The organism is Lacinutrix cladophorae, from assembly GCF_053604645.1.
The window spans coordinates 210,119-235,457 of record NZ_JBSHNR010000121.1 but is presented as its reverse complement, the minus strand read 5'-3'; the positions used below and the strand labels follow the sequence as shown (position 1 = coordinate 235,457).

Genomic DNA, 25,339 nt, shown 5'->3' with positions numbered 1-25,339 from the left:
CGCAATTTATATATATAACGAAAATGAAAACACTAAACGACTTCAACTTTAAAGACCAAAAAGCATTAATTAGAGTAGATTTTAATGTACCATTAAATGAAAAATTTCAAGTTACAGATGCTACCAGAATACTTTCTGCAAAACCAACTATTATTAAAGTTTTAGAAGACGGAGGAAGCTGTATTTTAATGTCGCATTTAGGAAGACCAAAAGGAGCTCAAGACGAGTTTTCTTTAAGTCATATTGCAAATAAAATAGAAGAAATAATAGGTGTTGAAACAAAATTTGTTTCTAATTGTGTTGGTGCAGAAGCAGAAGAAGCTGCTAAAAATTTAAAGCCAGGGGAAATCTTATTATTAGAAAATTTACGTTTTCATTCAGAAGAAACTTCTGGAGATAAAGACTTTGCCGAAAAACTTTCAAAACTAGGAGATATTTATGTAAATGACGCTTTTGGTACTGCGCATCGTGCACATGCTTCTACAACTGTTGTTGCTCAATTTTTCCCTAAAAATAAATGTTTCGGCTATTTATTAGCTCAAGAGATAGAAAGCATAAATAAAGTAATGGAATCTGGAGAAAAACCAGTTTTAGCTATTTTAGGTGGAGCAAAAGTATCTTCAAAAATTACAATCATTGAAAACATCTTAGATAAAGTAGACCATCTAATTGTTGGTGGAGGAATGAGCTTTACTTTTATTAAAGCACAAGGAGGAAAAGTAGGAGATTCCATTTGCGAAGACGACAAAATGCCATTAGCTTTAGAAATATTAAAGCAAGCAAAAGAAAAAGGAGTGCAGGTACATATTCCAGTAGATGTGTTAGCAGCAAATGCTTTTAGCAACGATGCAGATACTCAAGTTTGTGATATTACAGATATTCCAGAAGGCTGGCAAGGTTTAGATTGTGGACCAAAATCGAAACAAATATTTAACGATGTCGTATTACAATGTAAAACCATACTTTGGAATGGTCCTTTAGGAGTTTTTGAAATGGAAAACTTTGCTACAGGAACCATTGCTTTAGGAGATTCTATTGCAAAAGCCACAAAAAACGGAGCATTTTCACTAGTTGGAGGAGGAGATTCTGTTGCTGCTGTAAAGCAATTCGGATTCGAAAATAAAGTAAGCTATGTAAGTACAGGAGGAGGAGCAATGCTAGAAAGTCTTGAAGGGAAAACGCTTCCAGGAATTGCTGCTATTTTAGAATAGTATAAAGCAGAAAACATTTTTAATTATAAAACACGAATTTAGTATCTTATACGTTTAAATAAGACGCTAAACACATAACTATGCAGTTACAAAAACTCTTTTTCTTTGTATATTTTTTAGGTCTTACCATGCTACAAGCACAAGACACTTTACAAGTTGCTATAGAAAATCCAAGGCTTACAGAACAACAATTAGAAGCAGGAAAAAATTATATAATAGACACTATAATTGATGGTCAAGCTTACTATAAAAAAGAAATAAAAGTTGTAGAACAATTAGATCTTAATACAACACTTTTAGATAATGATCATGCAGCTGAAATTGATGATAAATGGCTACAAGAATTATATAGCACCTCTTTGTTTGATACTATTTATAGAACGGTTAGTGAACTAGATTATAAAGATGTTTATTATCCTGAATTATCTACAGAGTTACTAAAATCAAGACTAGCAGAACTTAATGCTAGAACCCCTTTTAATGTAGAATATAACCCATCTTTAGAAAGTGTTATCAAGTCCTTTTTAAAAAACAGAAGAAAATCTTTTGAAAAATTAATGGGATTAGGACATTATTATTTTCCAATGTTCGAACGCGAATTAGATAATTATAACATCCCGTTAGAGATGAAATATCTCGCTATCGTAGAATCTGCACTTAAACCAAGAGCAAGATCTAGAGTTGGAGCAACCGGTTTATGGCAATTTATGTTTGCAACGGGAAAACAATATGGATTAGATGTAAGCTCTTATGTAGACGAACGTAGCGATCCTATTAAATCAACAGAAGCCGCATCTAAATATTTATCTAAACTGTATGAAATTTTTGGCGATTGGGATCTTGCTTTAGCAGCATACAATTCTGGCCCAGGAAATGTAAGTAAAGCAATAAGACGTTCTGGTGGTTATGAAAACTATTGGAATATTCGCCATAATCTTCCAAGGGAAACAGCAGGTTATGTTCCTGCATTTTTAGCAACTATGTATATCTTTGAGTTTGCTGAAGAACACGGATTTAAACCTGTAAAACCAGAGTTTCAGTACATAGAAACAGATACAGTGCGTGTAAAACATATGATTACCTTAGATCAAGTTGGTGAAGCAACTGGTGTACAAATAGAAAAATTACAGTTTTTAAACCCTTCATACAAACTAGATATTATTCCAGTTGTAAAAGGTGAAAACTATACCTTACGTTTACCAAGAGATGTTATTGGAAAGTTTGTAAATAATGAAGAAGCTTTTTATGCAATGACTAAAGCTGAATTTGATAAACGAGAAAAACAATTACCACAATTTTTTAATGCAGAAAGTAAAACAAGGTACAAAGTACAAAGTGGGGATTACCTCGGGAAAATTGCAAGAAAATTTGGTGTTCGCGTTAGTCAATTAAAACAATGGAATGGCTTACGAAGCAATAATCTTAAAATAGGACAACGCTTAACTATTTATCCAAGAAACACAGCTGCAACCACAAAAAGCACTCCTAATAAGCAGAATAAAAAGACAGTTCCTCCCAATGCAACAACCTACATGGTAAAAAGCGGAGATTCCCTTTGGAGTATTTCTCAAAAATTCCCAGGTATTTCTATTCAAAATATTAGAGATTGGAACGATATTAGTGGTAACAATTTAAAACCAGGAATGAGGCTTGTAGTATCGAAAGGCTAAAACTTCTATAAAAACTAACAATTATGCGTAATTTTCTTTGTATTGCAGTACTAATACTATTCTTTACTTCTTGTAATGATTCGAAAAAATCAAATAAAAGAATCGTTTCAGCATCTTCTGGAACACTTAATAACATTTCTGTTGTTGTTAATAATGATCTTTGGGATGGTAGTGTTGGAGAAGCTATTAGAGATGTGCTTGCTGCACCAATTTATGGTTTACCACAAGACGAGCCTATTTTTACAATGGCACAAATACCACCACAAGTATTTTCCGATTTTGTAACCAGGAACAGAACCGTTTTAAAAATAGAAAAAGGATCTGAAGAAGCTTCTGTAAAAATAGCAAGCGACGTATATGCAAAGCCTCAAAAAGTGGTTTTAATAACCGGAAAAACAAATGCTGAAATTGTTAAACAAATTAAAGATAATGCAGATAAAATTGTTTCTGCATTTAAAAACGAAGAGCTAAAAGAAAAACAAAGAAGAATTAACTTATCCCTTCATAAAGATAACGCAATTAAAGAAAAATTAGGGATAACAATAAATTTCCCAACAGCATATAGAATTGCTAAAGAAGAAGATAATTTTTATTGGATTCGTAAAGATATTACTACAGGAACTACTAATTTAGTATTATATGAATTACCATATAAAGCACTTAAAAAGAATGACAGTTTAATTAATCAAATAATAAAAATTAGAGACTCTATAGGTGAAAAGCACATTCACGGTTCACCAGATGGTGCGTATATGATAACTGAAAACGCATATACACCTTATTTATCGGAAACAATTATAGATAATAAAACCACTTTGGAAACCAAAGGGATTTGGGATATGAAAAACGCATTCATGTCTGGACCATTTGTAAACTATATGATAGAAGATAAAGTAAATCAGCGTTATTTAGTTGTAGAAGGCTTTGCTTTTGCACCATCCGTTTCTAAAAGAGATTATATATTTGAGCTTGAAGCTATTGTTAAATCTATAAAAATAGAATAAGCTTCAACTATTTTATAAAACAAAAAAACCAACGCATCGCGTTGGTTTTTTTTATCTAAAAGAATTGTTATTCTTTTTTGCTTTCTTCTTCCTCTTCTTTACCTGTAGCATCTTTAAATTCTTTAATTCCACTACCAAGACCACGCATAAGTTCTGGTATTTTTTTACCACCAAAAATAAGTAAAATAACAACGGCAATTAATACTACTTGTGGCCAACCTATAAAAAGAGGTGTCATATTTAAAATCATAATCTTTAAATTTAAAGCAAAGTTAATAATTAAAGTTTAATATTTTCGTTTTAACCCTAACTTTAGTATAATATTAAACTAAGACTTTGTAAATTTATATACTTTTGTTTTTAGTATGAAAAGAAAAAAGAAAAAAGAAAAAAAAATAGCAAAAAAGCTACTTCACAAGTATAGACTAGTAATACTTAACGAAGATACTTTTGAAGAACGCTTATCTTTTAAACTAACAAGGCTTAATGTTTTTGTTTTGTTAGCTATCTCTTCTATATTATTAATTACAGCAACAACCATATTTATAGCATTTACACCTTTAAAAGAATATATACCAGGTTACTCTTCAACAGCTTTAAAAAAGAAAGCCACTATTTTAAATCATAAAACAGATTCTTTAGAAAAAGTTATAGCGGTTAACGAACGTTATTTTTCTTCCATAAAAAAAGTTTTACATGGTGAGTTAAGTAGTGTCGACTTTAATAGAGATTCGATTATAGAATCGGCAAAGTTAGATGTTAGCGAAATAGACCTTGCTCCAATCAAAGAAGATTCCCTACTACGCGAGAAAGTAGATAAAGAAGATAAGTATAACCTTTTTGAATCTGCAACATCTAATGCAAGCTTTGTCTTATTTCCACCTGCAAATGGCGCCATTACAGAAAATTATAATGCCAAAGAAAAACATTATGCCGTAGATATTGTTGTGGCAAAAGACACACCAATAAAAGCAACAGCCGATGGTATTGTTATTTTTGCAGAATGGACTACTAAAACAGGACAAGTAATTATTGTAGAACATAGCCATGGATTAATTTCTGTATACAAACACAATGCATCTTTAAATAAAGAACAAGGAGATTTAGTTAAAGCAGGAGAGGTTATCGCTATGTCTGGTAACACAGGAGAACTTACAACAGGCCCACACTTACATTTTGAACTTTGGAGTGATGGTTACCCAATTAACCCAACCAACTTTATAGATTTTGAATAAATGCTATCATTAAAAGCAGCCTTAGCAAAACCATTTGCAAAACGAGTATATAAGTCCATCCAAAAATGGGCTAATAATCCTGTGGAAACACAAAGTAAAGTGTTTCAAAAGTTAATTATTGATGCAACAACAACACAGTTTGGTCAAGACCATGATTTTGTTAGTATTAATAATCATGAAGACTTTACTAAACGCGTTCCAGTTAGAGATTATGAAGACTTAAAACCATATGTTGAAAGGGTTGTTGCAGGAGAAGAAAATATTCTTTGGAAAGGCAAACCAATTTACTTCGCTAAAACCTCAGGAACTACTTCTGGCGCAAAATATATCCCGATTACTAAAGAAAGCATGCCAACTCATGTCGAAGCAGCAAGAAACGCTATTTTAATGTATATTCATGAAACAGGAAATGCTAAATTTGTAGATGGCAAGATGATTTTTCTTCAAGGTTCTCCAGTTCTTGAAACACAAAACGGAATACAATTAGGAAGACTCTCGGGAATCGTAGCGCACTACGTACCAAAATATCTTCAAAAAAACAGAATGCCTTCATTAAAAACGAACTGTATTGAAGATTGGGAAACCAAAGTAAATGCTATTGTAGATGAAACGTTACCAGAAAACATGACTATTATTTCTGGCATACCATCTTGGGTACAAATGTATTTTGAAAAACTCCAGGAGAAGACAGGAAAAAAGGTTGGTGATATTTTTAAAAACTTCAATTTATTTATTTTTGGAGGTGTAAATTACGAACCATACAGAGCAAAATTTGAAAGCTTAATAGGAAGAAAAGTAGATAGTATTGAACTCTATCCAGCAAGTGAAGGCTTTTTTGCATACCAAGACAAGCAAAACATAAAAGGAATGTTGTTACAGTTAAACTCAGGGATTTTTTATGAGTTTATTAAAGTAGATGATTTTTTCAGCCCAAACCCTGAAAGAATTACTATAAAAGATGTAGAAATAAATGTAAACTACGTTATGATTATTTCTACAAACGCAGGACTTTGGGGATATAATATAGGAGATACTATTCAGTTTACATCCACAAAACCATATAGAGTAATTGTTTCAGGACGAATAAAACATTTTATTTCTGCTTTTGGAGAACATGTAATTGGTAAAGAAGTTGAACAAGCATTACAAGAAGCTTTAGTCGATAGTGATGTTCAAGTTACAGAGTTTTCAGTAGCACCTCAAATTAGTCCAACACAAGGTTTACCCTACCATGAATGGTTTATTGAATTCGAAAAAGAACCAAAAAACATTTCCGCTTTAGCGCAAAAAATAGATGCATCTTTACAAAAACAGAACAGCTATTATTTCGACTTAGTAGAAGGTAAGGTTTTACAACAATTAAAAATTACTTTAGTTAAAAAAGATGGATTTCAAGAGTATATGAAATCTATAGGTAAACTAGGGGGACAAAATAAATTACCTCGTCTATCTAATGACAGAAAATTAGTTGATGATTTAGAAACATTAAATCTCACTAAATAATATTATATTTGCGGGTTAAATACAGTATATGAGTAATAAAAAACATCATGCAAGAACGAGAGCTCAAGAGAGTTCAAATGCTATAGAACGCATGTATATTACAATGAGGCACCTGTTTAATCGTGGTTTTTATAAGCCAATGGGTGTTTCTGGAGAAACATTAAGGGAAGCTTTATTATTACTAAGACCAGAAATTTATGGGTCTATTGGTGATGAGAAAGCAGAACTTGAAGGTCTTCTTTATGTAGTAGATCGATTGCCGGAAGGAATAGAAGAATGCACATTCATTAATTTAACAAGTGATGAAGGCTATGCAAATTCTCATTTTAAAGCTATAATTCCACCCAAAAGAAGACGTAATTGTTATCGAATAGATGATGAGCAAATGAACATTGAGATTACTCGTGGTCGCTCAGAAATTTATGATATACTTACGCATCTTACTTTTCTTTTTGTTGAGTCACATAAGATTAGCAAACGCGTTTTAATTGATGAAAATGGAGCTACTACCCGAGATTGGATTAAGCTTGAAAAAGCAGTAACGACCAAAAAGAAACTTACGCAACAAGAACGTGAAATAGCAATAACGCATACTGCAAATATTCTAGGAAGAACTTTTAATGAACTAAAAGAAGTATATTCCGATTTTGCAATACCAACACAACCAGAACGTTTATTACATATCGTATATTGGTTAGGTAAATTAGCTATTGAAGAAGTTGTAAAAAACAACAAAAGAACCATTACTTTTAGCCCTGTTTTAAGAGAACGTCTAGGGCACCATATTCATGGAGAAATTTGGGCAAATAATATAAAAGCAATTTTAAGTAAAAATGAATTGCTAGAAAGACCAATTCATGTAATTAGTGCAAATATGCACAGTGTTATGAATACTCTTTTTGCTCCAAATGCACTTAAATCTTTAGCTTCTAAAAATGATATTTTTGAAGTATATGAAGCAATTAGTCATAAAGACAATAAAGATTTACGTAATAAAGTAACAAAAGAAGCGTTGCAAAAAGGAATGCTGTATGTAGAAGATACATCGGGTACAAATATTAATGTGCAGATTTTTGATACAGCAAAAATTGATTTTTCTAAAATAGACTTAGATGTTAATATAGATAAACTAAAAGCAGATAAGCCAATTATAATTGTAATGGATTATGCTTTTGGTGAACAAGCTTATGAAACTATTGATGAGTTATTAAAACCCTATAAACCTAACGGAAAGAAAACGCATTTACATGTAGACTCTATTTCAATTATGGGAAAAGCAGGTATTTTAGAAGGAGGAAAAGGGGATATTATGATACCTTCTGCACATATTTTTGAAGGTACAGCAGATAACTATCCTTTTAAAAATGAGTTATGCAAATCTGACCTAGAAGGTCAAGGTTTAAAAATATTTGAAGGGTCTATGATAACCGTTTTAGGAACCTCATTACAAAATAAAGATATTTTAAAGTTCTTTTATAGTTCTACTTGGAATGTTATTGGTCTAGAAATGGAAGGTGCACATTACCAAAAGGCGATTCAAGCAGCATCCAAAGTAAGAGGTAGTATAAACGAAGATGTAAAAGTACGTTATGCTTATTATGCAAGTGATAACCCTCTAGAAACAGGAGGTACTTTAGCTTCTGGAGGTTTAGGAACTTCTGGTGTTAAACCAACCTATTTAATAACAAGAAAAATTTTACAACAAATATTTAATTAGTAAATTATTATGAGTGATAAATTACCAAATGCAAACACTACAGAAGAAGTAGATTTAGGCCAGATTTTTTTATACATAGAAAAAGTGTTTAAAAAAATAGGAAACCTTTTTGTAAAACTATTTCAAGCCCTAGGTTGGCTTATTAAGAAAATTGCAGTTCTTTTCCTTTTTGCAATTAGTATTGTAAAAAAACAATTTATTAAAATTGGTATCGCCGCTATATTAACTTATGTTGTATTTACAGTTTTAGACAAAAGATCGATTCCTGTTTACCAATCTTCCATATTAGTGAATCAAAATTATGAAACTGGAAAGCTGCTATATAACCATATTAGTAGGTATAATTTAATCGCAAGAAATAATGACTCAATAAGTTTAAGTAAAGAATTAAATATTCGACCAGAGGTGGCTGCAAAGATTACTGGATTTGATGTGAGTAGTAGTATCACAAAAAATCAGTTATACCATGAATATCATGAGTTCTTTAAAGAAGTGGATTCTACAATCTACGTGTCTTTTTATGAATTTGAAGACGAGTACCCAATGGAGCTTATTGAAACGCAACTAATTACAGTTCACGCACTTAACCCTGATGCTTTTGATGGTTTAGCGAATTCGATTGTAAATGTTTTTAGAGAAAATGAATACTTTAAAGAGATAAAAGAAACCGAAATTTCAGATTTTGAAAATCAAATCAAAACTAATAATGAAATAATTACAGAGTCAGACACCCTAATGAAGAAGTATATTAATTTGATGCAAAATTATTATGGTAATTCAGCAGATCCACAAAAACAAGATCAAGCAACTATAAACCTTAACTTAGCTAATAATAAGGATAGAATTAATACACGAGAGTTCGAAGTTTTTAATTTACAAAATTCTAAAAAACAAGAAATAGTAGGATTACAAAAAGAAATAGTAGCAAGAAAAGAAATTATTGAATTACAATCTAATTTTACACAACCAACTTTAATCATTAATTTTTATAAAAAAAACAAAATGAAAGCAACCGTATTAGCTGGTCTTTTAGTTTTACTCTTTTTCTTTTTCAAAGAACTTGGTGTTTATAATTTAATCGATAAATACGGGAACAAAGAAAACCTATTAGAATCTTAGGCATGACCAATAGTACTATATTAGTAAGTGGAGGAGCAGGCTTTATTGGCTCTAATTTTATTACTTATTATTTAGAAGAGAATCCAACAGCAAAAATTATAAATTTAGACAAGCTTACCTATGCAGGTAAGCTTTCTAATTTAATTGAAGTAGAAAACAATAAAAATTATTCTTTTGTTAAAGGAGATATTTGTGATAGAGCTTTAATTGAAAAACTATTTAACATTTATAATTTTAACGGCGTTATACATTTTGCTGCAGAATCACATGTAGACAACTCCATTGAAAAACCCGAAGCATTTATTAGTACTAATGTTTTAGGTACATTTACATTATTAGACGTAGCTAAAAACCATTGGATGCAAGCCCCAAATAAAGTAAATGAAGGTTGCACTAATAATAGATTTCTTCACATCTCAACAGATGAGGTTTATGGTACGCTAGGAGAAACAGGTTTGTTTACAGAGCAAACACCATATGCACCAAATAGTCCTTATAGCGCATCTAAAGCTTCTTCAGATTTTATCGTAAGAAGTTACTTTCATACTTTTGGAATGAATGTGGTTACCACCAATTGTTCTAATAATTATGGACCAAAACAACATGACGAAAAACTTATTCCTACTATAATTAGAAAAGCTATTCAAGGGGAAAATATTCCAATTTATGGCAATGGTAAAAATATAAGAGATTGGTTATATGTTTTAGATCATTGTAAAGGTATCGACTTAGTATATAAAAAAGGTAAAGCAGGAGAAACGTATAATATTGGTGGTAAGAATGAGAGAGATAATATATATATTGCAAACACCATTTGTGAAGTTTTGGATACGGTTTTACCTAAACAAAAATCATATAAAGAATTAATAACATTTGTAAAAGATAGACCGGGACACGATTTTAGATATGCAATAGATGCATCAAAAATTCAAAAAGAATTAGATTGGAAAGCCAATGAAAATTTTGAATCAGGGATTAAAAAAACAATAAACTGGTATCTTAAAAAGTACATTAAAGCATGAAAGGAATAATACTAGCAGGAGGTTCTGGAACTAGGTTACACCCGCTTACAAAAGTGGTAAGTAAGCAGCTTATGCCTGTTTATGATAAACCCATGATATATTACCCACTTACTACTTTAATGTCGGCAGGAATAAACGAAGTTTTAATTATTTCAACCTCTAAAGAAGCAGGAAGATTTAAAGAACTGTTAGGCGACGGTAGTGACTACGGATGTACCTTTAAGTATGCCGTTCAAGAACAACCAAACGGTTTAGCCGAAGCATTTATTATTGGAGAAGATTTTATTGGTAAAGATAGCGTTGCACTTATTTTAGGAGATAATATTTTTTATGGTTCTGGATTAGAGCAAACATTAAAAGCAACTAGTAACCCAACTGGAGGTGTTATTTTCGCCTATCATGTTCAAGACCCAAAACGTTATGGTGTGGTAGAGTTTGATGAAAATAATAAAGCAATTTCAATTGAAGAAAAACCTAGCGAACCAAAATCTAATTACGCAGTACCAGGAATTTATTTTTACGACAATACAGTTATAGAAATTGCTAAAAATATAAAGCCTAGTCCTAGAGGTGAATTAGAAATTACTGATGTTAATAAAGCATATTTAAAACAAGAAAAGTTAAGTGTGCAAATACTGGATAAAGGAACAGCCTGGTTAGATACAGGTACCTTTAATTCCTTAATGCAAGCATCACAGTTTGTTCAAGTTATTGAAGAGCGACAAGGATTAAAAATAGGTTGTATAGAAGAAACAGCCTATAAAATGGGATATATTAATAAACAAGAACTCCTAGCGTTAGCTGCTCCTTTACTTAAAAGTGGTTATGGCTTATATTTACAACAACTAATCTAATATGCTTGTAGAAGAAACGTATTTAAAAGACTGTTTTGTAATAACACCAAAAGTACATCTGGATTCTCGTGGCTATTTTATGGAAAGCTTTAATCAAGAAACTTTTAATAAGGCAATACAAAATAAGATCGTTTTTGTACAAGACAACGAATCAAAATCCTCTAAAGGGGTTTTAAGAGGTTTGCATTTTCAAACGGGAGCTCATGCGCAAGCAAAGTTAGTTAGAGTTACACAAGGTAGTGTGTTAGATGTTTGTGTAGACCTTAGAGAAACATCTCCAACCTTTGGTAAATACTTCTCTGTAGTTTTAGATGCAATCCAAAAAAAACAATTATTTATTCCTCGTGGATTTGGGCATGGTTTCTTGGTATTAGAAGACCATACCGTTTTTAATTATAAATGTGATAATTATTATAATAAATCCGCAGAAGCCGGAATTATTTACAACGACAAGACTATAAATATCGATTGGGGTTTTCCGAGAGAAGCACTTATTTTTTCTGAAAAAGACTTACAGCTTCCAACGTTTGAAAAGCTATTTAAATGAAAACAAAAGTACTTGTAACGGGGGCAAATGGACAGTTAGGAAAAACACTAGCTTCCTTAAAAACAAAATTTAAAAATTTAGATTTTATTTTTGCAAGTACCTTAGATTTAGATATTACCAAATCGAATCAAGTCGAAACGTTTTTTTATACAAATAAAATAGATTGGTGTATAAACTGCGCTGCATATACAGCTGTAGACAAAGCTGAAAAAGAGCCTGAAAAAGCAAAAAAAGTAAATGTGTTAGGAGTAAAAAATCTAGCACTAGTATGTGCTAATAAAAACGTTACCTTAATTCAAATATCTACAGACTTTGTATTTAATGGCGAAAAATCTGTAGCATATACCGAAAAAGACACAACAAAGCCAACTGGTGTTTACGGAACTACCAAACTAGAGGGAGAAATTGAAATAATAAAAAAATTAGAAAAGTATTTTATTATAAGAACTTCTTGGTTGTATTCTCAAAACGGAAATAACTTCATGAAAACCATGATAAAATTATCCAAAGAGAGAAAGGAGATAAATGTGGTTTCCGATCAAATAGGAACACCAACATACACAACAGATTTAGCAGAAATTATGCTTAAAATTATTACGACAAACAATAAACAATATGGCACTTATCATTTTAGCAATGAAGGTGTTGCTAGTTGGTATGATTTTGCAAAAGCTATTTTTGAAGAAAGTAATATTGACATAAATGTATTACCAATAAAATCAGAAGCCTATCCAACACCAGCAAAAAGACCACATTTTAGTGTATTAGATAAAACTAAAATAAAAACAAATCTTAAAATAGAAATACCACATTGGAGGGTTAGTTTAAGAAAAGCAATAGCAAATAATAATGAATAAAAATCTACAAATAGCAATACAAGCAAGCTTAGAAGCTGGAAAAATAATTATGCAAGTCTATGATACCGCTTTTAATGTGGAAATAAAAGACGATAAATCTCCGTTAACAGAAGCAGATAAAAAAGCGAACGACATAATTAATTCGTATTTAGTAAATACAGAATTTCCAATTATTAGTGAAGAAAATAAACAAACAGATTATAGTATAAGAAAAGATTGGAAAACCTGTTGGGTTGTAGACCCTGTCGATGGTACTAAAGAATTTATTAAACGCAATGGCGAATTCACTGTAAACATTGCTTTAGTAAGAAATGGTAAGCCAGAATTAGGTGTTATTTATGTGCCAGTAACAAAAACTATTTATTATGCAAATGTAGCTACTAAAGAAGCTTTTAAGGCGCAATTAGAATCACATGACACTTCTTTAGATAAGGTGATTCATTCTGCATCGATATTACAGCCTAAAGCTCCAGAATCGAACCCAGTTCAAGTTGTTGGAAGTCGCTCGCACATGAGCCAAGAAACTTTAGATTTTATTGAATCCATAAAAAAAGAAGGAAAAAAAGTAGAAGTAGTTTCAAAAGGAAGCTCCTTAAAGTTTTGTTTAGTTGCAGAAGGTAAGGCAGATGTGTACCCAAGATTTGCACCTACAATGGAGTGGGATACCGCTGCTGGTCATGCTATATGTAATGCAGTAGGCTTACAAGTTATCTCTAAAGAGACGAACCAACCTCTTTTATATAATAAAGAAAACTTATTAAACAGTTATTTTTTAGTTAGTAAATAGATGGCAGATGTATCTTATAAAAGACATATAGCAAAAACCCTTACTTGGAGGCTTATAGGTACTTTAGATACTATTGTATTATCATGGGCTATCACAGGCGATCCTTTTGTAGGACTAAAAATAGGTTTTGCAGAAGTGATTACAAAAATGACTTTATACTACCTCCACGAGCGTGTTTGGTTTAAAATAAACCTCTCTAAAGACGGTCGGATTTTAGAAAGTAGAAAACGCCATATAGCGAAAACCGTTACTTGGCGTGTTATTGGCACAATGGATACTATGGTGCTAGCTTGGCTAATTTCTGGAAACCCGTTAATGGGACTTAAAATAGGTTTCGCAGAAGTAATTACAAAAATGCTGTTGTATTATATTCATGAACGTGCTTGGTACAAAATAGACTTTGGGCTTTTAGGACGAAAAAATCAAAAAAAATAAGTTGTTTGATAACTAAAAAGAAATTCGTTAAGTAGATGAAAGAAAATATAATTCCACATAGCTATCAAGTTTCCAAAAAAGATAGAGAAGAAAAAAATAAACACAAATCTTTTTTAATTTGGTTTACAGGCCTTTCGGGCTCTGGAAAATCAACAATTGCAAATGTAGTAGAACAAGAACTCTATAAACTAGGTGTAAAAACGTATAGTTTAGATGGAGATAACATAAGAAAAGGTATTAATAAAGACCTAAGCTTTGCTCCAGAAGATAGAACCGAAAATATAAGAAGAATAGCAGAAATAGCAAACTTAATGGTAGATGCAGGATTAGTAGTTCTTGCAGCATTTGTTTCCCCTTATAGAAAAGATAGAGAGAACATTAAAACGATTGTTAAAGACGTTAATTTTTTAGAAGTTTTTATTAATACAAGTTTAGAAGAATGTGAACGTAGAGATGTAAAAGGTCTTTACAAGAAATCAAGAGCTGGAGAAATAAAAAATATGACAGGAATTTCGTCACCATATGAAGCACCTCAAAACCCAGATATTGAAATTAAAACCGAAGAATGTACGGTTGAAGAGGCTGTTAATACCATTTTAAACTATATAAAACCTAAGTTGAAATAAAAAGAGTGCTTAACCCTTCGACGCTTTTTAACAAAGGAATTTTTTTGTGTAACTTTCATAATAAATAATTTTGAGTAAAAAATCCAATCCAATATTAAAAAATTTAAAAATTATACTTCCAATAGTTTTGGCTGTTTTTTTTGGTTGGTTAACTTTTTCAAGATTACCAATTTCTGAAATTATTCCCTATTTTAAAAAGGCTAATTATTGGTGGATTGTATTAGGGGTTTTTTTTGGTTTTTTAAGCCATTTATCTAGAGCCTATAGATGGAACTACATGCTAAAACCAATGGGGTATTCAATTAAAACCCAAAACAGTATAATGTCTATTTTTATTGCTTATTTAGCAAATTTTGGAATTCCAAGATCTGGCGAAGTGCTTCGAGCAGCAGTTGCTACAAATTATGAAGGCGTTCCTTTCGAAAAAAGTTTTGGAACTATTGTAACCGAAAGAGTTTTCGATGTAATAATGGTGCTTTTAATTTGTGTGGTTACTTTGTTTTTTCAATTCGATTTTATCTATAATATTTTAATAGAAAAACTGCATCCACAAAAAATAATAATCCTTGTACTAGTAATGTCTTTGGCACTTGCTTTACTTATTTTTTATATAAAAAAATCAAAAGGAAAAACAGCAAATAAAATCAAAGGTTTTGCTAATGGACTTTTAGAAGGAATAACAAGTGTTCGTAATATGAAAAACAAAGGCGCTTTTATTTTTCACACTATTTTTATTTGGGTAATGTATATTTTAATGTTTTATATCACATCCTTTTCTGTTCAAGAACTACATGGAGCTCCTTTTTCTTCACTAATAGTAGCGTTTATTGCAGCAAGTTTTACTATAGCAACAACAAATGGAGGGGTGTTTTTTTACCCAGCAGCAGTGCTGTCTGCATTAACATTATTTGGTTTAGCAGAAGAGCCTAGCTATGCATTTGGATGGATTATTTGGACCTCTCAGACGTTTATGATTATCGTTTTTGGTATAATTTCCTTTATATACTTACCAATTTTCAACAAAAAGCATAAAAACCTCAAGTAATTTTTGTGTACAAGTTATAATCAAAACACAGATGTTTTAAGGACTAAATTTTAAAGAGTTCGTTTTATATTATTCTTAGTTTTACAGCTTAAAAAAAATTATTTATACATACAAAATATCGTTAAAGATGTTAACTTTGTCGAAAGTTTTACACCTATTTAAAAGGATACTAATAGGTAACTATTATTAAAATATTTGAAGAAGCAGTTCATGTTGCCATGAAGTATCTTAAATCAAATTTAAAATTGGAGCAATGAGTAAATATTACTTAAATTATTTAGACGAATTAGAAAGTGAAGCAATTTTTGTATTGCGTGAAGTTTGGGCACAATTTGAAAATCCAGTGATATTGTTTTCTGGAGGAAAAGACTCTATTTTAGTAACACATTTAGCTAAAAAAGCATTTTATCCAGCTAAAATACCATTCCCACTAATGCATGTCGATACAGGACATAATTTCCCGGAGACTATTCAATTTAGAGATAATACCATTACAGAATTAGGTGTAGAATTAATTGTTGGTTCTGTACAAGAATCTATAGATGAAGGTAGAGTAGCAGAAGAAAAAGGTAAAAATGCAACACGTAACGCACTTCAAACAACAACGCTTTTAGATGCTATAGAATCTAATAAAATAGACTGTGCTATTGGTGGAGGAAGACGTGATGAAGAAAAAGCAAGAGCAAAAGAACGTTTCTTTTCACATCGAGACGATTTTGGGCAATGGGACCCAAAAAACCAAAGACCAGAATTATGGAATATCTTTAACGGTAAGCACTTTGAAGGCGAGCATTTTAGAGCATTTCCAATAAGTAACTGGACAGAAATGGATGTTTGGAATTACATTAAAAGAGAAAATATTGCGATACCATCTTTATACTTTGCACACGAACGAGAAGTTGTTTGGAGACAAGACACATGGATTCCTTACTCCGAATTTTTAGTTTTAGAAGAACACGAAGAAGTTGTAACTAAAAAAATACGTTTTAGAACCTTAGGCGATATTACGATCACCGGCGGAGACGAATCGGAAGCAGATACATTAGAGAAAATAGCTGCAGAAGTTGCAGGAATGCGAAATACAGAAAGAGGAAACCGAAGTGATGATAAACGATCTGAATCTGCAATGGAAGATAGAAAACGCCAAGGATATTTCTAAAAATCATTAATTAAAGAGAAAATCACTTTCAGTATTACTAAAATCAAAAATATATTTTGAAGGAAAGTTCCAAATCCATTTTTAGGTAGGTCTTTTCAAATTATAAAAAAGCAAAAAATGTTAGACAATAATCAACTATTACGTTTTACTACAGCAGGAAGTGTAGATGATGGGAAAAGCACTTTAATTGGTCGTTTATTATATGATTCTAAATCAATATTTGAAGACCAACTTGAAGCAATAACAAAAACAAGTAATAAAAAAGGGCATGAAGGTGTAGATTTAGCTCTATTTACAGATGGCTTACGTGATGAACGTGAGCAAGGAATTACCATAGATGTTGCCTACAGATATTTTACAACACCTAAACGTAAATTTATTATTGCAGATACTCCAGGACATATACAATATACTCGTAATATGGTAACAGGAGCATCTACAGCAAATGTAGCAACAATATTAATTGATGCAAGAAAAGGAGTAGTAGAACAAACAAAAAGACATGCCTTTATAGCTTCCTTACTTCAAATACCTCATATTATTGTTTGTATCAATAAAATGGATTTAGTAGATTATTCTGAAGAAGTTTACAATAAAATCATTAGACAATTTGAAGACATCGCTTCCAAAATGTTAGTAACAGATGTGCGCTTTATACCTATGAGTGCGTTAAATGGAGATAATGTAGTAAATAAACTAGATAATATGCCTTGGTATCAAGGTGCTCCAATGCTACATACGCTAGAAACGATGCATATTAGTAGCGATATTAATAAAGTAGACGCACGTTTTCCTGTACAAACTGTTTTAAGACCTCAAAATGATTCTCATAGAGATTATAGAGGATATGCTGGTAGGGTTGCAAGTGGTGTATTTAGAGTTGGAGATGCTATTACTGTTATGCCTTCTGGCTTTAATTCTACTATAAAATCTATAGATGTTTTAGATAAAAACCTTATAGAAGCGTATGCTCCTATGTCTGTATCCATAACTCTAGAAGACGATATCGATATTAGTCGTGGAGATATGATTGTGCGTTCCAATAATAAACCAACGGCAACACAAGACATAGAAGTAATGTTATGTTGGTTAAATAATAAACCTGCCAAACCAAGAGCTAAATACGCTATTCAACATACCTCTAATTTGCAACAGGCAATGATTAAAGATGTAATTTATAAAATTGATATTAATACTTTAGGTAGAAATACAGAGGATAAAGATTTAAATATGAATGATATAGCAAAACTTAAAATACGAACTACAAAACCTTTAATGGTAGATGCTTACAGAGAAAATAGAAGCACAGGAAGTATTGTTTTAATAGACACTACCACAAACGAAACTGTTGCAGCAGGAATGATTGTTTAAGCTGGAGAGTTTTGTAAAAGACGTTAAAAGGGGTATTTTACCGGTTGACTTGTTTTTTTGTATTTTGTAGCTGGGTAACACATCGTACGAAACTAAATATTGCTAAACATTTTATTTATAGTACTTTTGTAACCTTAAATGAATTTTAAAGTTTCATTAAATAAGTAAAAAGATTAATAAATGAAAAAAAATCTTATCGTTTTTGGTACACGTCCAGAAGCAATTAAAATGGCCCCATTAGTAAAAGCTTTTGAAAGCGAAAACGAGCATTTTGTAACCAAAGTTTGTATTACTGCACAACACAGAGAAATGCTAGATCAGGTTCTAGATTTTTTCGAAATTAAACCAGATTACGATTTGGATTTAATGAAACCAAATCAAAACCTATATTCCTTAACTGCAGATATAATTACCGAGTTAAAACCAATCTTAGAAGAGTTTAAACCAGACTATGTGTATGTACATGGAGATACAACAACTACCATGGCTACTAGTATTGCGGCTTTTTATTCTGGAGCACAAGTTTGTCATGTAGAAGCGGGATTAAGAACATTTAATAAAAGATCTCCTTTTCCGGAAGAAATTAATAGAAGTATTGCTGGAAGAATTTCCGATTTTCATTTTGCACCAACCCAAACTTCTAGGCAAAACTTACTAAACGAAAATATAGCAGATAAAAGCGTAATAGTTACTGGTAATACCGTAATTGATGCTTTAGAGTTTAGCAATAATAAAGTGAACTCAGCTAATTTTTCTGACCCTGAAATTGAAACCCTAAAACCAGTACTAGATAACTCTAAAAAGTTAATCTTAGTTACAGGACATAGAAGAGAAAACCACGGGCAAGGGTTTATTAATATTTGCAACGCTTTAAAGCAAATAGCTTTAGAAAACCCAGACACTCAAATAATCTATCCTGTACATTTAAATCCTAATGTGCAAAAACCAGTTTACGAATTATTAGGAGGTATAGATAACATAATGCTTATTAAACCTTTATCTTATCCAGCTTTTGTGTGGCTAATGAATAAGTCTTATTTAATTATCACAGATAGTGGTGGCGTACAAGAAGAAGCACCAAGTTTAGGGAAACCTGTTTTGGTAATGCGAGATACTACCGAAAGACCAGAAGCTGTAGATGCAGGTACGGTACTTTTAGTAGGTACAGATACCAACAAAATAATTCAAGAGGCTAATAATCTTTTAAATAATGTTGATAATTACAAAGCGATGAGCTTACTACATAACCCTTATGGAGATGGTACAGCTTGTAAAAAAATAGTAAACCATATTAAATTGTTACAAAAATAAGACGCTATTGTTTTTGTTTTTAGTTGAGAAGAGCATCAATTAGATATTAATTCCTCTAAAAACTTGAATTCTAGCCAAGAAATAATAATAGAAAATGAACAATCCAGAAGTAGTAATGATAGGCCTAGGTTATATAGGTCTGCCTACAGCAGCATTAATTGCACAAAATAAAACCCATGTTCATGGTGTAGATATTAACCCAAAAGTTGTAGAGACTATTAATGCAGGGAAAATACACATTGTAGAACCAGAATTGGATACAGCAGTAGCTACAGCAGTAAAAGAAGGTTATTTAAAGGCAGCAACAACTCCAGTTGAAGCTAACACCTACTTAATTGTTGTACCTACACCTTTTAAGGCAAAAAATGAACCAGATATTTCTTTTGTAGAAGCAGCAACAAGAGCCATACTTCCTCTTTTAAAGCAAGACGATTTATATATTATAGAATCGACTTCTCCAATTGGGACAACAGAAAAAATGATGGATCTTATTTATAGTGAAAGACCAGAATTAACTAATAAAATTAATATTGCCTATTGCCCAGAACGTGTATTACCAGGAAACGTAATGTACGAATTAGTGCATAATGATCGTGTAATTGGTGGTGTAAACGAAAAGGCAACTCAAAAAGCATTAGCTTTTTATCGTCAATTTATTAAAGGGGATTTACACGAAACAAATGCTAGAACTGCTGAAATGTGTAAATTGGTAGAGAACTCATCTAGAGATGTACAAATTGCATTTGCCAATGAGTTATCTTTAATATGTGATAAGGCAGACATTAATGTTTGGGAGCTTATTAAATTGGCAAACAAACACCCAAGAGTAAATATTTTACAACCTGGTTGTGGTGTTGGTGGTCATTGCATTGCAGTAGATCCATATTTTATAGTTGCAGATTATCCAGCTGAATCCCAAATAATAGGTAAAGCCAGAGAAATAAATAATTATAAATCTTTTTGGTGTGCAGAAAAAGTACAAACTGCAAAGTTACAATTCGAATTAAAACACGGTAGAAAGCCTAGTATTGCCTTAATGGGCTTAGCTTTTAAACCAAATATTGATGATTTAAGAGAGTCTCCTGCAAAATATATAGCTCAAAAAGTATTACAAAATGCAAATAACGAAGCATATTTTATTGTAGAGCCAAATATAGAGACGCATAAAGTATTTAAATTAACCAATTATCAAACAGCTGCACAAGAAGCCGATATTATTGTATTTTTGGTAGCACATAAAGAATTTTCAACATTACAATTATCTAACGATAAAGTCGTTTTAGATTTTTGTGGAGTATTAAATAAGTAAAATATAAAATAGAATTATGAAAAAAGTATTATTAACAATAGTATTAGTAAGTGCATTAGTTTCTTGTAAAAGCGAAAAGAAAGAAGTTGAAAATGTAATTCCCGAAGTTGAGGTTGTACAACCAGAAGTAGAAGAACCAGAGATGCCTAAATTACCAGCAAACGTAGTCCAATTAAACGATACTGTTTACGAAGGTGATGGTCTTAATCTAGTAAAAGCGCAAATACAGAATACAGAAGGAAATAAGTTTCTTATTAAAGTGTTTTTAGGTTCTGAAAATATAGATTTATATAAAAACGGAGATTATTCTCTGTTTATTCAAAATTTTGCTTACGAAGGTGATGTAGAAAAATTAGACAAAAGATTTCAAAAAGCAGGAGTAGCATCTTATTGGGTTAATTTAAAGTCTATTAAAGACTATGATGAAGAACACGTATTATTTAAAGCTTTTGATAGCGAATTATTAGGCTTCAAAAAAACAGTAATTGGAGTAATGAATGTGAAAACAAAAACAGACGTTTTTAGAGTACAGTATGACGATACTATTTTAGTAAACTAATAACACTTATCCATATAGTCTAAATTAAAGACATTAAACTAGATGAACAAACTCAATTTAATAGGAAGAGAAAAAGAACTTTTTATTGCAGACATTAACAATCATGAAGAAGAGTTAAGTAGCATTGTTGCTGCGTCCACTTTTTTAGTTATTGGAGGTGCAGGATCTATTGGTCAAGCCGTAGTAAAAGAGATTTTTAAAAGAAACCCATTAAAACTTCATGTTGTAGATATTAGTGAAAATAACCTAGTGGAAGTGGTAAGAGATTTAAGAAGCTCGCATGGCTATATCGATGGCGATTTTCAAACCTTTGCACTAGATATTGGCTCTATCGAGTATGATGCCTTTATTGAAGCAGATGGTAAATACGATTATGTATTAAACCTTTCCGCTTTAAAACATGTAAGAAGCGAAAAAGATCCATTTACTTTAATGCGAATGATTGATGTAAATGTTTTTAATACCGAAAAAACACTAGAGCAATCTATACAAAAAGGTGTTAAAAAATACTTTTGTGTATCTACAGATAAAGCAGCAAATCCTGTGAACATGATGGGAGCTTCGAAACGTATTATGGAAATGTTTTTAATGCGTAAAAGTAAAGATATTAAAATATCTACAGCACGTTTTGCAAACGTTGCTTTTTCAGACGGTTCCTTATTACATGGTTTCGATCAACGTATAAAAAAAGGGCAACCTATTGTCGCACCAAACGATATTAAACGCTACTTTGTAATCCCTAAAGAATCCGGAGAACTATGTTTAATGTCCTGCATATTTGGTGAAAATAGAGATATTTTCTTTCCAAAGTTAAGCGAAAACTTACACCTAATTTCATTTGCAGATATAGCGGTTAAATATTTAAAAGAATTAAATTTAGAACCGTATTTATGTAAAACCGAAGACGAAGCAAGAAGTCTAATAAATACACTTCCACAAGAGGGTAAATGGCCTTGTCTATTTACTCCAAGCGATACCACTGGAGAAAAAGATTTTGAAGAATTTTTTACCGAAGGAGAAACACTAGACATGAATCGCTTTGAAAACTTAGGAATAATTAAAAATGAAGCAAATTATAATAATGATTTGTTGGAAATGTTTACAAGTACTATTCAAAAATTAAAAAAGGATAAACGCTGGAATAAAGAAGAAATAGTAGCGCTGTTTTTTAAAATGATTCCTAATTTCGGACATAAAGAAACCGGTAAATATTTAGACAGTAAGATGTAATACCTATGTATAAAGACACTATTAATTTTATTAAGGAACTGTATAATACAGATCAATTTATACCACTTCATGAACCTCGATTTGTGGGTAACGAGAAAAAGTATTTAAATGAATGTATCGATTCTACTTTTGTATCTAGCGTAGGTAAATTTGTAGATCAGTTTGAAGCAGATGTAGCAAAATATACAGGAGCAAAATACGCAATTGCAACTGTAAATGGTACCGCTGCATTACATATCGCCTTATTAATGGCAGGTGTAGAACAAAACGATGAGGTTATTACACAACCCTTAACATTTATAGCAACTTGTAATGCTTTAAGTTATATTGGAGCTAAGCCAGTTTTTGTAGATGTGGATAGAAATACTTTAGGTTTATCTCCAGAAAAATTAGCACACTTTTTAGCTAATAATACCGAAATGATTCATGGCGAATGTATAAACAAAACTACCAAACGCAAAATTAAAGCAGTAGTTCCTATGCATACTTTTGGTTTGCCTATTAATATAAACGAATTAATTACGGTGTGTCAAAAATATAATATTGAAGTTGTAGAAGACGCGGCAGAATCTTTAGGTAGTTATTACAACGGCAAACACACAGGTACTTCAGGTTTATTAGGTACATTAAGTTTTAATGGAAACAAAACCATTACAACTGGTGGTGGTGGTATGATTCTTACCAATAATGAAGCTCTTGCAAAAAAAGCAAAACATATTACTACAACGGCTAAAATCCCTCATCGCTGGGATTTTGAACATGATATGATAGCATATAATTATAGACTCCCTAATCTTAATGCAGCTTTAGGTTGTGCGCAAATGGAGAGCCTTCCTAGTTATATAAAAAATAAAAGAGAGTTAGCTTCGGTATATCAAAACTTTTTTAAAGATAAAGCGCAGCAATTTGTTTTAGAACCAGATAATACAAAATCTAATTATTGGTTGAATGCCTTAATCTTTTCTGATCTAAAAGAAAGAAATAGTTTTTTAGAGGAAACCAATGATAATGGTGTTATGACAAGACCAATTTGGAAATTAATGAATAACTTGTCTATCTATGGTGCAGCTCAAACTGGAGACTTAGAAAATGCTACCTGGCTAGAAGATAGAGTAGTTAATATACCAAGTAGTGTTATTATTTAAATATTAGAATCGTGAAATACTTAGTTTTTTCAGATGTTCATGGCAACTTACCGGCATTAGAGAATGTCCTAAAAAACGAACCAGATATTGAGGGATATCTCAACATTGGAGATGTAGTTAATTATGGACCATGGAGTAATGAGTGTGTTGATCTTATAGCTACGTTTAAAAATTGTTATAATATTTTAGGAAACCATGAAGAATATTTTAATAATGGAGTTTGTAATGTAGAGCACCCATTAGTGCAAATGTTTTTTAATAAAACATATCCAGATTTTACTAAAAAAGAAGCGACTTCTAAATATAAAAATAGCCTGTTGTTTAATGAATTTGAATTGATTCATACTTTAGGAGAAAAACGATATATATTTAGAGATACAGAAGTAAATTTAGAAAACAATATAATATTAGGCCATTCCCATCAACAATATATTAGATATATAAATAATAAACTTCTAATAAATCCGGGAAGTATTGGGCAAAACAGAGCATTTATAAATGTATCCAATTACGTGGTTTGGGATATAGAAACAAATGAGTTTCAAATGAAATCCACAACCTATAATTTAAAACATCTTATTTCAGAAATGAAATCAAAAAAATACCCACAAGCGTGTGTAGATTATTATCAAAACAAAAATATATATTAAATGATTTTTAATGTAGGAGTAACAGGAACCGGTAGTTTAATTGGTCAAGGAATAATAAAGAGTATTCAAAATAGTGAGTATTCAAAAAATTATAGATTAGTAGGATTTGATTATTTTAAAGATACAGTAGGATCTTTTTGGTGTGAAAACAACTATGTATTACCAGATATACTTAAAAAAGAAGTTACAGAACAGGATTGGCTAGATCTATTAGTAAAACTAATAATAAAAGAAAAATTAGATATTTTATTTATTGGAGTAGATTTTGAATTACCAATCTTAGCTACTGAAAGAGAAGCAATAAAAAAATTAACGGGTTGCCATGTTATTGTTAGCGATAAAAGGGTTATTGATATAGGAAATGATAAGTATTTAACTTATAAATTCCTGAAAGAGAATAATTTAAATTACCCCGAAACTCACTTGGTCGATGGTCTAGATTTTAGTAGTTTAAAATATCCATTAATTATTAAACCAAGAGTTGGAGCGAGAAGTATTGGTGTTTATAAAGTGGAATCTGAAGCCGATTTAAGAGATAAAATAAAAAAAGTGGATAATCCAGTTATTCAAGAATTGGTAGGTAATGATGATACAGAATATACCTGTGGCGTTATTTTTTTCGGGGATGAACTAAAAGCACAAATACCGCTAAGAAGAACTTTAAAAGCTGGAAATACAGCAGTTTCAGAATACAGCAGTTCTTTTTCAGAAAAAATAAATGAATATGTAGCGCAAATAGCTGTTAAGTTAAAACCATTTGGATCTTGTAATCTTCAACTAAGAGTAGATAATAACGGTATCCCAAAACTATTTGAAATTAACCCAAGGCATTCAGGAACAACATATATGCGTTCTTTATTTGGTCATAACGAAGTTATTTATACTTTAAAATACCTTCTTGAAAAGGAAGAAACAAGCTTTACGTTAAAAGAAGGTAAAGCCCTAAGATACTACGAAGAAAAATTAGTATAAA

At 31.3% G+C, this 25,339-nt stretch carries 25 protein-coding genes; 24 read left to right on the top strand and 1 reads right to left on the bottom strand.

What is annotated here, in order from left to right; all coding sequences use genetic code 11:
- Positions 1 to 23 precede the first annotated feature (23 nt).
- The 3 genes from ACVC3Y_RS14085 to ACVC3Y_RS14075 all read left to right on the top strand — a co-directional run bounded on the left by ACVC3Y_RS14085 (position 24) and on the right by ACVC3Y_RS14075 (position 3,885).
- Entirely contained in the window at positions 24 to 1,211 is a 1,188-nt protein-coding gene (locus ACVC3Y_RS14085) for a phosphoglycerate kinase (protein WP_452227230.1), read from the top strand.
- An 80-nt stretch (positions 1,212 to 1,291) separates the two neighbouring features.
- Positions 1,292 to 2,881, top strand: coding sequence for a LysM peptidoglycan-binding domain-containing protein (locus ACVC3Y_RS14080; RefSeq protein WP_452227229.1), 1,590 nt, complete (start codon positions 1,292 to 1,294; stop codon positions 2,879 to 2,881).
- A 23-nt stretch (positions 2,882 to 2,904) separates the two neighbouring features.
- Positions 2,905 to 3,885, top strand: coding sequence for a DUF4837 family protein (locus ACVC3Y_RS14075; RefSeq protein WP_303421441.1), 981 nt, complete (start codon positions 2,905 to 2,907; stop codon positions 3,883 to 3,885).
- 67 nt (positions 3,886 to 3,952) lie between these two features.
- Here the strand turns inward: ACVC3Y_RS14075 and ACVC3Y_RS14070 are convergent, their stop codons facing one another.
- Positions 3,953 to 4,123 carry a Sec-independent protein translocase subunit TatA/TatB gene (locus tag ACVC3Y_RS14070; RefSeq protein WP_452227228.1) on the bottom strand — a complete coding sequence of 57 codons (171 nt, stop codon included), beginning with the start codon at positions 4,121 to 4,123 and terminating at the stop codon, positions 3,953 to 3,955.
- Positions 4,124 to 4,250: 127 nt separating this feature from the next.
- Between ACVC3Y_RS14070 and ACVC3Y_RS14065 the strand changes: the two genes are divergently transcribed.
- The 21 genes from ACVC3Y_RS14065 to ACVC3Y_RS13965 all read left to right on the top strand — a co-directional run bounded on the left by ACVC3Y_RS14065 (position 4,251) and on the right by ACVC3Y_RS13965 (position 25,338).
- Positions 4,251 to 5,120 (top strand): M23 family metallopeptidase, encoded by an 870-nt coding sequence (locus ACVC3Y_RS14065; protein ID WP_452227227.1) that lies wholly within the window; start codon positions 4,251 to 4,253, stop codon positions 5,118 to 5,120.
- Positions 5,121 to 6,623, top strand: coding sequence for a GH3 auxin-responsive promoter family protein (locus ACVC3Y_RS14060; protein WP_452227226.1), 1,503 nt, complete (start codon positions 5,121 to 5,123; stop codon positions 6,621 to 6,623).
- 28 nt (positions 6,624 to 6,651) lie between these two features.
- Positions 6,652 to 8,340 (top strand): DUF6909 family protein, encoded by a 1,689-nt coding sequence (locus ACVC3Y_RS14055; RefSeq protein WP_452227225.1) that lies wholly within the window; start codon positions 6,652 to 6,654, stop codon positions 8,338 to 8,340.
- A 9-nt stretch (positions 8,341 to 8,349) separates the two neighbouring features.
- On the top strand, positions 8,350 to 9,459 hold the full coding sequence (locus ACVC3Y_RS14050) for a hypothetical protein (RefSeq protein WP_452227224.1): 1,110 nt from the start codon (positions 8,350 to 8,352) through the stop codon (positions 9,457 to 9,459).
- 2 nt (positions 9,460 to 9,461) lie between these two features.
- On the top strand, positions 9,462 to 10,481 hold the full coding sequence (gene rfbB / locus ACVC3Y_RS14045; protein ID WP_452227223.1) for a dTDP-glucose 4,6-dehydratase: 1,020 nt from the start codon (positions 9,462 to 9,464) through the stop codon (positions 10,479 to 10,481).
- The gene (gene rfbA / locus ACVC3Y_RS14040; RefSeq protein WP_303421456.1) at positions 10,478 to 11,335 is read left to right on the top strand and encodes a glucose-1-phosphate thymidylyltransferase RfbA; all 858 of its coding nucleotides are present in this window, start codon (positions 10,478 to 10,480) and stop codon (positions 11,333 to 11,335) included. The genes rfbB and rfbA overlap by 4 nt, the downstream gene beginning before the upstream one ends.
- Before the next feature lies 1 nt (position 11,336).
- Positions 11,337 to 11,882, top strand: a complete 546-nt coding sequence (rfbC, locus tag ACVC3Y_RS14035) for a dTDP-4-dehydrorhamnose 3,5-epimerase (RefSeq protein ID WP_452227222.1) — start codon at positions 11,337 to 11,339, stop codon at positions 11,880 to 11,882.
- The gene (rfbD, locus tag ACVC3Y_RS14030; RefSeq protein ID WP_452227221.1) at positions 11,879 to 12,739 is read left to right on the top strand and encodes a dTDP-4-dehydrorhamnose reductase; all 861 of its coding nucleotides are present in this window, start codon (positions 11,879 to 11,881) and stop codon (positions 12,737 to 12,739) included. Before rfbC ends, rfbD begins: the two co-directional genes overlap by 4 nt.
- Complete coding sequence (gene cysQ, locus ACVC3Y_RS14025) at positions 12,732 to 13,526, top strand: 3'(2'),5'-bisphosphate nucleotidase CysQ (RefSeq protein WP_452227220.1); 795 nt, start codon at positions 12,732 to 12,734, stop codon at positions 13,524 to 13,526. The genes rfbD and cysQ overlap by 8 nt, the downstream gene beginning before the upstream one ends.
- Complete coding sequence (locus ACVC3Y_RS14020; protein ID WP_452227219.1) at positions 13,527 to 13,961, top strand: DUF2061 domain-containing protein; 435 nt, start codon at positions 13,527 to 13,529, stop codon at positions 13,959 to 13,961.
- Positions 13,962 to 13,996: 35 nt separating this feature from the next.
- On the top strand, positions 13,997 to 14,587 hold the full coding sequence (gene cysC / locus ACVC3Y_RS14015; protein WP_452227218.1) for an adenylyl-sulfate kinase: 591 nt from the start codon (positions 13,997 to 13,999) through the stop codon (positions 14,585 to 14,587).
- A gap of 70 nt (positions 14,588 to 14,657) precedes the next feature.
- Positions 14,658 to 15,632 carry a lysylphosphatidylglycerol synthase transmembrane domain-containing protein gene (locus tag ACVC3Y_RS14010; RefSeq protein ID WP_452227217.1) on the top strand — a complete coding sequence of 325 codons (975 nt, stop codon included), beginning with the start codon at positions 14,658 to 14,660 and terminating at the stop codon, positions 15,630 to 15,632.
- Between the two features lie 253 nt (positions 15,633 to 15,885).
- A complete protein-coding gene (gene cysD, locus ACVC3Y_RS14005) occupies positions 15,886 to 16,791 on the top strand; it encodes a sulfate adenylyltransferase subunit CysD (protein WP_303421470.1) in 906 nt (301 codons plus the stop codon).
- Between the two features lie 117 nt (positions 16,792 to 16,908).
- Complete coding sequence (locus ACVC3Y_RS14000) at positions 16,909 to 18,162, top strand: sulfate adenylyltransferase subunit 1 (protein WP_452227216.1); 1,254 nt, start codon at positions 16,909 to 16,911, stop codon at positions 18,160 to 18,162.
- Positions 18,163 to 18,342: 180 nt separating this feature from the next.
- Positions 18,343 to 19,473: a non-hydrolyzing UDP-N-acetylglucosamine 2-epimerase gene (gene wecB / locus ACVC3Y_RS13995; protein ID WP_303421474.1), complete on the top strand. Its 1,131-nt coding sequence runs from the start codon at positions 18,343 to 18,345 to the stop codon at positions 19,471 to 19,473.
- A gap of 94 nt (positions 19,474 to 19,567) precedes the next feature.
- Complete coding sequence (wecC, locus tag ACVC3Y_RS13990) at positions 19,568 to 20,782, top strand: UDP-N-acetyl-D-mannosamine dehydrogenase (RefSeq protein WP_452227215.1); 1,215 nt, start codon at positions 19,568 to 19,570, stop codon at positions 20,780 to 20,782.
- A gap of 16 nt (positions 20,783 to 20,798) precedes the next feature.
- Positions 20,799 to 21,341 carry a hypothetical protein gene (locus ACVC3Y_RS13985; protein WP_303421478.1) on the top strand — a complete coding sequence of 181 codons (543 nt, stop codon included), beginning with the start codon at positions 20,799 to 20,801 and terminating at the stop codon, positions 21,339 to 21,341.
- A 42-nt stretch (positions 21,342 to 21,383) separates the two neighbouring features.
- The gene (locus tag ACVC3Y_RS13980; protein WP_303421480.1) at positions 21,384 to 22,571 is read left to right on the top strand and encodes a UDP-N-acetylglucosamine 4,6-dehydratase; all 1,188 of its coding nucleotides are present in this window, start codon (positions 21,384 to 21,386) and stop codon (positions 22,569 to 22,571) included.
- Positions 22,572 to 22,576: 5 nt separating this feature from the next.
- The gene (locus ACVC3Y_RS13975; RefSeq protein ID WP_303421482.1) at positions 22,577 to 23,716 is read left to right on the top strand and encodes a LegC family aminotransferase; all 1,140 of its coding nucleotides are present in this window, start codon (positions 22,577 to 22,579) and stop codon (positions 23,714 to 23,716) included.
- 11 nt (positions 23,717 to 23,727) lie between these two features.
- Positions 23,728 to 24,366 (top strand): metallophosphoesterase family protein, encoded by a 639-nt coding sequence (locus tag ACVC3Y_RS13970; protein ID WP_303421484.1) that lies wholly within the window; start codon positions 23,728 to 23,730, stop codon positions 24,364 to 24,366.
- On the top strand, positions 24,367 to 25,338 hold the full coding sequence (locus ACVC3Y_RS13965) for an ATP-grasp domain-containing protein (protein ID WP_303421485.1): 972 nt from the start codon (positions 24,367 to 24,369) through the stop codon (positions 25,336 to 25,338).
- The last annotated feature ends 1 nt before the right edge of the window (position 25,339 follow it).